The sequence below is a fragment of the Sphingopyxis sp. genome, assembly GCF_035250425.1.
Classification (GTDB): domain Bacteria; phylum Pseudomonadota; class Alphaproteobacteria; order Sphingomonadales; family Sphingomonadaceae; genus Sphingopyxis.
Map to the genome: position 1 here is coordinate 1 of NZ_DATFFD010000074.1, position 5,610 is coordinate 5,610.

At 66.3% G+C, this 5,610-nt stretch carries 6 protein-coding genes; 3 read left to right on the forward strand and 3 right to left on the reverse strand.

Annotated elements, in window-relative coordinates:
• Positions 1–182: 182 nt before the first annotated feature.
• The 3 genes from VJ811_RS04730 to VJ811_RS04740 are packed head-to-tail and all read right to left on the reverse strand — an operon-like array spanning position 183 to position 2,227.
• The gene (locus VJ811_RS04730) at positions 183–755 is read right to left on the reverse strand and encodes a hypothetical protein (RefSeq protein ID WP_324071126.1); all 573 of its coding nucleotides are present in this window, start codon (positions 753–755) and stop codon (positions 183–185) included.
• Positions 756–775: 20 nt separating this feature from the next.
• A complete protein-coding gene (locus tag VJ811_RS04735; RefSeq protein ID WP_324071127.1) occupies positions 776–1,198 on the reverse strand; it encodes a CoA-binding protein in 423 nt (140 codons plus the stop codon).
• 30 nt (positions 1,199–1,228) lie between these two features.
• Positions 1,229–2,227 carry an Mrp/NBP35 family ATP-binding protein gene (locus VJ811_RS04740; protein ID WP_324071128.1) on the reverse strand — a complete coding sequence of 333 codons (999 nt, stop codon included), beginning with the start codon at positions 2,225–2,227 and terminating at the stop codon, positions 1,229–1,231.
• A 91-nt stretch (positions 2,228–2,318) separates the two neighbouring features.
• Here VJ811_RS04740 and VJ811_RS04745 point away from each other — a divergent pair, with 91 nt between their 5' ends.
• The 3 genes from VJ811_RS04745 to VJ811_RS04755 form a co-directional block, all read left to right on the forward strand.
• On the forward strand, positions 2,319–3,488 hold the full coding sequence (locus VJ811_RS04745; RefSeq protein WP_324071129.1) for a protease modulator HflK: 1,170 nt from the start codon (positions 2,319–2,321) through the stop codon (positions 3,486–3,488).
• Entirely contained in the window at positions 3,488–4,339 is an 852-nt protein-coding gene (locus VJ811_RS04750; protein WP_324071131.1) for a protease modulator HflC, read from the forward strand. The genes VJ811_RS04745 and VJ811_RS04750 overlap by 1 nt, the downstream gene beginning before the upstream one ends.
• A 137-nt stretch (positions 4,340–4,476) precedes the next feature.
• Positions 4,477–5,610: S1C family serine protease (locus VJ811_RS04755; protein ID WP_324071130.1), on the forward strand; the 1,134-nt coding region annotated here is incomplete at its 3' end.

The window sequence follows — 5,610 nt, forward strand, 5'->3', positions numbered from 1 at the left end:
GTTTCGGACCGGCCGGTCGCCGATACCGACAGCAGGGTTTCGTCATGCTCGACGCCGCGCGCGTCGGGCGACTTCTCGCTACACGCGCCGAGCGCGAGCAGCGGGATCAGGATAAGGGTCTGGGTCCGCATATATTTTCTCCCGTTCGATGCGACCTAGCGCATGGCGGGTGAATCGGTTCCCTACCAACCCCAGGGCGCGGGCGGCGGCGTCACCGGCTTGGCATAATCGAACGCGACGCGGAAATGGCGTCCCTGCCGGTCGAGGCCATAGGTGAAGCCCGCGTCGGTCGTTTCGACCGACCAGATGTTGGTGTTCGAAACGCTGCGGCCGGTCGCGGTGAACATCGCGCTCGATTCGGCGTCGACGGCGAAGGCCTGGCGCGTTGCCGTCCCGGCATCGGCGGTGTCGCCGCCATAGAGCGTGACCGCGTCGGGCTTGCCGTCGGCGTGGCGATGGTCGTGCTTGAGGCGGAGGCCCGCCGGCGTGCGGCTGATGATCCACGTCCGCGAGCGGTCCCAGCCGCCGTCATCGGCCAGCCCGTCGATATGAAAGGGAATCTCGATCCGGTCGGCGGTGCAATGGCGGATGTGCATCACCATCGCCTTGCCACGCATCGCGGCGTCGGCCTCCTGATCGCTCGCGAGGCCGCCGGCATAGGCCTTGCCGCAGCGCGCGGCGAGGGCGTCGAAAAACGCATCCTGCGGGTTCGCGCGCGTCGTCGTGGTCGCGCATCCCGCGAGCGTCGCTGCCATGAGCAGCGGTAGCGCGGCCCTCACTTCAGCAGGCCGAGGCGCGGGATCTCGATCTTGGGGCAGCGGTCCATCACCACGGTCAGTCCGGCGGCGTCGGCGCGTTTCGCCGCGGCTTCGTCGATCACGCCGATCTGCATCCACACCGCCTTCGCGCCATGGACGATCGCCTCGTCGACCGCGGCGCCGGCGTCGGCGCTGTTGCGAAAGATGTCGACGATTTCGGCGGCGGGCTCGACGTCGGCGAGCGTCGCGACGACGGGGGCGCCGTGGATCGTCTTGCCGGCATGACCGGGATTGACCGCGATCACGTCATGGCCCTGGCTCACGAGAAAGGCGAGCACGCCGTTCGAGGGGCGCGCGGGGTTGGGCGAGGCGCCGACCACCGCGATGCGGCGCTTTTGCCCGAGCAGTTCGCGGATTTCACCCTCGTCGTTGATCGCCATATCATTCTCCCAATTAAATAGGGACAGTCCCTATTTATTGCGCCTGTTATTGCGGCCGTTCAGCCAGTCGGCGACCTTTGCCGCTATCGCATGGAATGGCTCGCCGGTCGGGTCGGTTCCCGCCGCGGGCGGGACGCCGCCGTCGCTCGCGAGCCGGATGCCCATCGACAGCGGCACGCGGCCGAGGAAATCGAGGCCCATCGTCTTTGCGGCGGCCTCGGCGCCGCCGCACCCGAACGGGTCGCTGACCTCGCCGCAATGCGGGCAGGCATAGCCCGCCATATTCTCGACGAGGCCAATGATAGGAACGTCGGCCTGTTCGAACAGGCTGACCGCGCGCGTCGCGTCCATCAGCGCGAGATCCTGCGGGGTCGATACGATCACCGCGCCCGCGGGCTTGTGGCGCTGGATCATCGTCAGCTGGACGTCGCCGGTGCCGGGGGGCAGGTCGACGACGAGCGTGTCGATGTCGCCCCAGCTCGCGTCGACGAGCTGTTCGAGCGCCTTGCCCGCCATCGGGCCGCGCCAGGCGATCGCCTGTCCGGGCGCCGCGATCTGGCCGGTCGACAGCATCGGCACGCCATAGGCGTTGGGAACGGGGGCCAGCTTCGATCCGCGCGCTTCGGGCTTCACGCCTTCGCTGTCCATCAATCTGGGTTGCGAAGGTCCGTAGATGTCGGCGTCGACCAGCCCGACCTTGACGCCCAGCCGCAGCAGCGCGACGGCGAGGTTCGCCGCGAGGGTCGATTTGCCGACGCCGCCCTTGCCGCTGCCCACCGCGATGATCGTCATCGATTTCTTCTCGGCGGTCATAGCGACGCGCACCTCGCGCACGCCCGCTTCGGCGAGCAGGCCGGCACGCAGCTTGTCTTCGAGCGGTTTGCGCGCTTCGACCGCCAGCCCCGACACGTCGAGAATGACGGCGAGCAGGCCCGAATCGTCGAGCAGGCGCAGACCCGACGACCGCCCTTCGCTCAGCGCGGCGGCGGCGGTGGTCAGGCGGGCGATATCGGCGCTTTGTTCGGTCATGTCCGCGCCAGATAGGCATGATCCGCGCGTTTGCCAGCCATTTTCGCGCGCACCCCCTGTTAATCGCGCCCGCCGCCCCTATAAAAGCAATATGAACGACAAGATTGACGGCAGCATGGGACGCCGCAGCCCGAGGGGATTGCGGCAATTTTTCCATCAGATCAGCCAGATGGCCAACAGCCCGTGGGGCAGCGGTCCCGGCAAGGGGGATGACGACGGCGGCAAGGGTCGTGGCGGCGACGGCAAGAAGCCCGGCCCGCGCAACCCGTGGGTCACGCCCGATCCCGCCGACCAGCGGCGCGCGCAAAAGCCGCGCGGCCCCTCGGCGCTCGACGAATTGCTGCGCAAGGGGCGCGGGGGTTTCGGCGGCGGCGGCTCGGGTGGCGGCAGTCCGTTCAATTTCGGCGATTCGGCGAAGCTCTGGAAATGGGTGGCCCTCGCGCTCGTCGTCGCGTGGGTGCTTTTCTCCTCCTTCCACATCGTACCGCCCGAAAAGGAAGGCGTGATCACGCGCCTCGGCAGCTATTCGCGCACCGTCGGCCCCGGCGTGAAGCTCACCTGGCCCGCGCCGATCGAGCGTATCCGGCTCGAGGACGTCCGCGCCATCCGCACGATGGCGGTCGGTTCGCCGAACGCCACGGACGAGAATTTCGTGCTGACGCGCGACCAGAGCATCGTCGACCTCGCCTATGAGGTCCGCTGGTCGGTGCGCGATCCCGAACTTTTCTTCTTCCAGCTCGCCGATCCCGAAGGCACGATCCGCGAAGTCGCCGAAAGCGCGATGCGCGCGACCGTCGCGAACTTCGACCTCGTCCAGGCGATCGGCCCCGGCCGCGTCGAGATCGAGGCGCAGGTCCAGCAGCGCATGCAGGAACTGCTCGACCAGTATCGCGCCGGCGTGATGATTCAGGGCATCGCGATCCGCCAGGTCGACCCGCCGAGTCAGGTCGACGAGGCGTTCAAGGAAGTCACCGCGGCGCGGCAGGAACGCGAATCGGCGATCAACCTCGCGCGCGCCTATCAGCAGCAGGTGCTCGAACGCGCGCGCGGCGACACCGCGGCGTTCGACAAGATTTACGAACAGTATAAGCTGGCGCCCGGCGTGACCAAGCAGCGGCTCTATTATGAAACGATGGAGAATGTGTTGTCGAACGTCGACAAGACGATCGTCGAAGCGCGCGGGGTGACTCCCTATCTGCCGCTCAACGAGGTGCAGAAACGGGTCAAGGCGCCCGAAGCCGTAACGAAGGGAGGCGAATGATGTTTAGTTCGCTGTTCCAGAACCCGATGCGGCTGCTCTTTGGCGTCGTCATCATACTCGTCATCCTGTCGCAATCGCTGGCGATCGTGCCCGAGGACAAGCAGGCGCTGATCCTGCGCTTCGGCGAGATCGAGCGGACGGTGAACCGCTACAAGCCGAACGAGGAATTTGGGCGCTCGGGCGCCGGCCTCGTCCTGCGCGTGCCGTTCACCGACGGCATCGAATATATCGACAAGCGCATCCTCGGCGTGAACATGGAGCGCCAGCAGGTGCTCTCGACCGACCAGCAGCGCCTGCAGGTCGACGCCTTCGCGCGCTTCCGCATCACCAACCCGGTGCGCATGTACACCGCGATCCGCACCGAGGAAAAATTGCAGACACAGCTTGCGACGATCCTCGGCTCGTCGCTGCGCAACGAACTCGGCAAGCGCACCTTCGCGACCTTGCTGTCGCCCGAACGCGGCGCGGTGATGGACAATATCCAGGTCGCGCTGAACCGCGAGGCGAACAAATATGGCGCCGAGATCATCGACGTCAGGATCAAGCGCGCCGACTTGCCCGAGGGCGCGACGCTTGAGGCGGCGTACAACCGCATGCGCACCGCGCGCCAGCAGGAAGCGATCTCGATCCGTGCCGAAGGCCAGAAGGAAGCGCAGATCATCCGCGGCGGAGCCGACGGCGAAGCGGCGCGTATCTATGCCGCCAGCTTTGGCAAGGATCCCGACTTCTATGACTTCTACCGCGCGATGCAGAGCTATCGGCAGACCTTCCTGGGCGAAAACAACCAGGGTGGGACGTCGATCATCATGTCGGCGGACAATGAATATCTGAAGCGTTTCCGCGGTAACTGACGGCGCTGCGGCGGGCGAACGGCGCAATGAATGGAATGTGCAACCGCCGTTCATGTTCAAATGGCGTTCAGCCGCGCCGCCGCAGATAACCGCCGCCGGGGTCTGAAGAGTTTCGTAAGAGAAGAGGAATTTCGATCGTGCGTTATGTTTATGGCATCACTTCGGCCTTGCTGGCGGGTGGCACCGCGCTGGCGCTGGTCACCCAATCGCCCGTCGGCGCGCAGGTCGCGCAGAATGAAAAGAGCGAAATCGCCAAGGTCGTTCCGCGTTCGGGCGCGCCCGAAAGCTTCGCCGACCTCGTCGAACAACTGCAGCCCGCGGTGGTCAACATCTCGACCAAGCAGGAAGTCACGCTCGGGGTCCGGCTGAACCCCTTTGCCGGGACGCGCGAGCCGATCACGCAGGAGCAGCAGGGCGGTGGCTCGGGCTTCCTGATTTCGGCCGACGGCTATATCGTCACCAACAACCACGTCATCTCGGGCGGCCCGCGCGGCGAGGCGGTGAACCAGGTCACGGTGACGCTGACCAACCAGAAGGAATATAAGGCGACGATCGTCGGCCGCGACGTCGCATCCGACCTCGCGTTGCTCAAGATCGACGCGACCGGCCTGCCCTTCGTGAAGTTCGCCGACGGCGGCACCGCGCGTGTCGGCGACTGGGTCGTCGCGATCGGCAACCCGCTCGGGCTCGGCTCGACGGTGACCGCGGGCATCATCTCGGCGGTCCAGCGCAGCGTCAATCAGGGCGGCGCCTACGACCGCTATATCCAGACCGATACCGCGATCAACCGCGGCAATTCGGGCGGTCCGCTGTTCGACCTCCAGGGCAATGTCGTCGGCATCAACAATATGCTGATCTCGCCGGTCGGCGCGAACATCGGCGTCAATTTCGCGATCCCCGCCGATGCGGCGATCCCGGTGATCAACGCGCTGCGCGCGGGCGAAAAGGTCCAGCGCGGCTATCTCGGCATCGGCATCGCGCCGGTCGACGAGGATCTGGCGGCGGCGCTCGGCCTGCCCAAGGATCGCGGCGAGTTTATCCAGCGCGTCGAACCCGCACAGGCGGGCGAGAAGGCCGGGCTGAAGCGCGGCGACGTCGTGACCAAGGTCAACGGCAAGGACGTCACACCGCAGCAGACTTTGTCGTATATCGTCTCGAACACCAAGCCCGGCACGCGCATCCCGCTCGAGATCATCCGCGACGGCAAGCCGATGACGCTCAACGTCCTCGTCGGCACGCGCCCGCCCGAGGAAGAACTGGCTGGCAGCAAT

Excerpts from the sequence above, each read along its gene's own strand:
- VJ811_RS04740 (WP_324071128.1), bottom strand. The coding sequence starts at position 2,227 with ATGACCGAACAAAGCGCCGATATCGCCCGCCTGACCACCGCCGCCGCC.
- VJ811_RS04750 (WP_324071131.1), top strand. The coding sequence starts at position 3,488 with ATGTTTAGTTCGCTGTTCCAGAACCCGATGCGGCTGCTCTTTGGCGTC.
- VJ811_RS04745 (WP_324071129.1), top strand. The coding sequence starts at position 2,319 with ATGAACGACAAGATTGACGGCAGCATGGGACGCCGCAGCCCGAGGGGA.
- VJ811_RS04735 (WP_324071127.1), bottom strand. The coding sequence starts at position 1,198 with ATGGCGATCAACGACGAGGGTGAAATCCGCGAACTGCTCGGGCAAAAG.
- VJ811_RS04730 (WP_324071126.1), bottom strand. The coding sequence starts at position 755 with ATGGCAGCGACGCTCGCGGGATGCGCGACCACGACGACGCGCGCGAAC.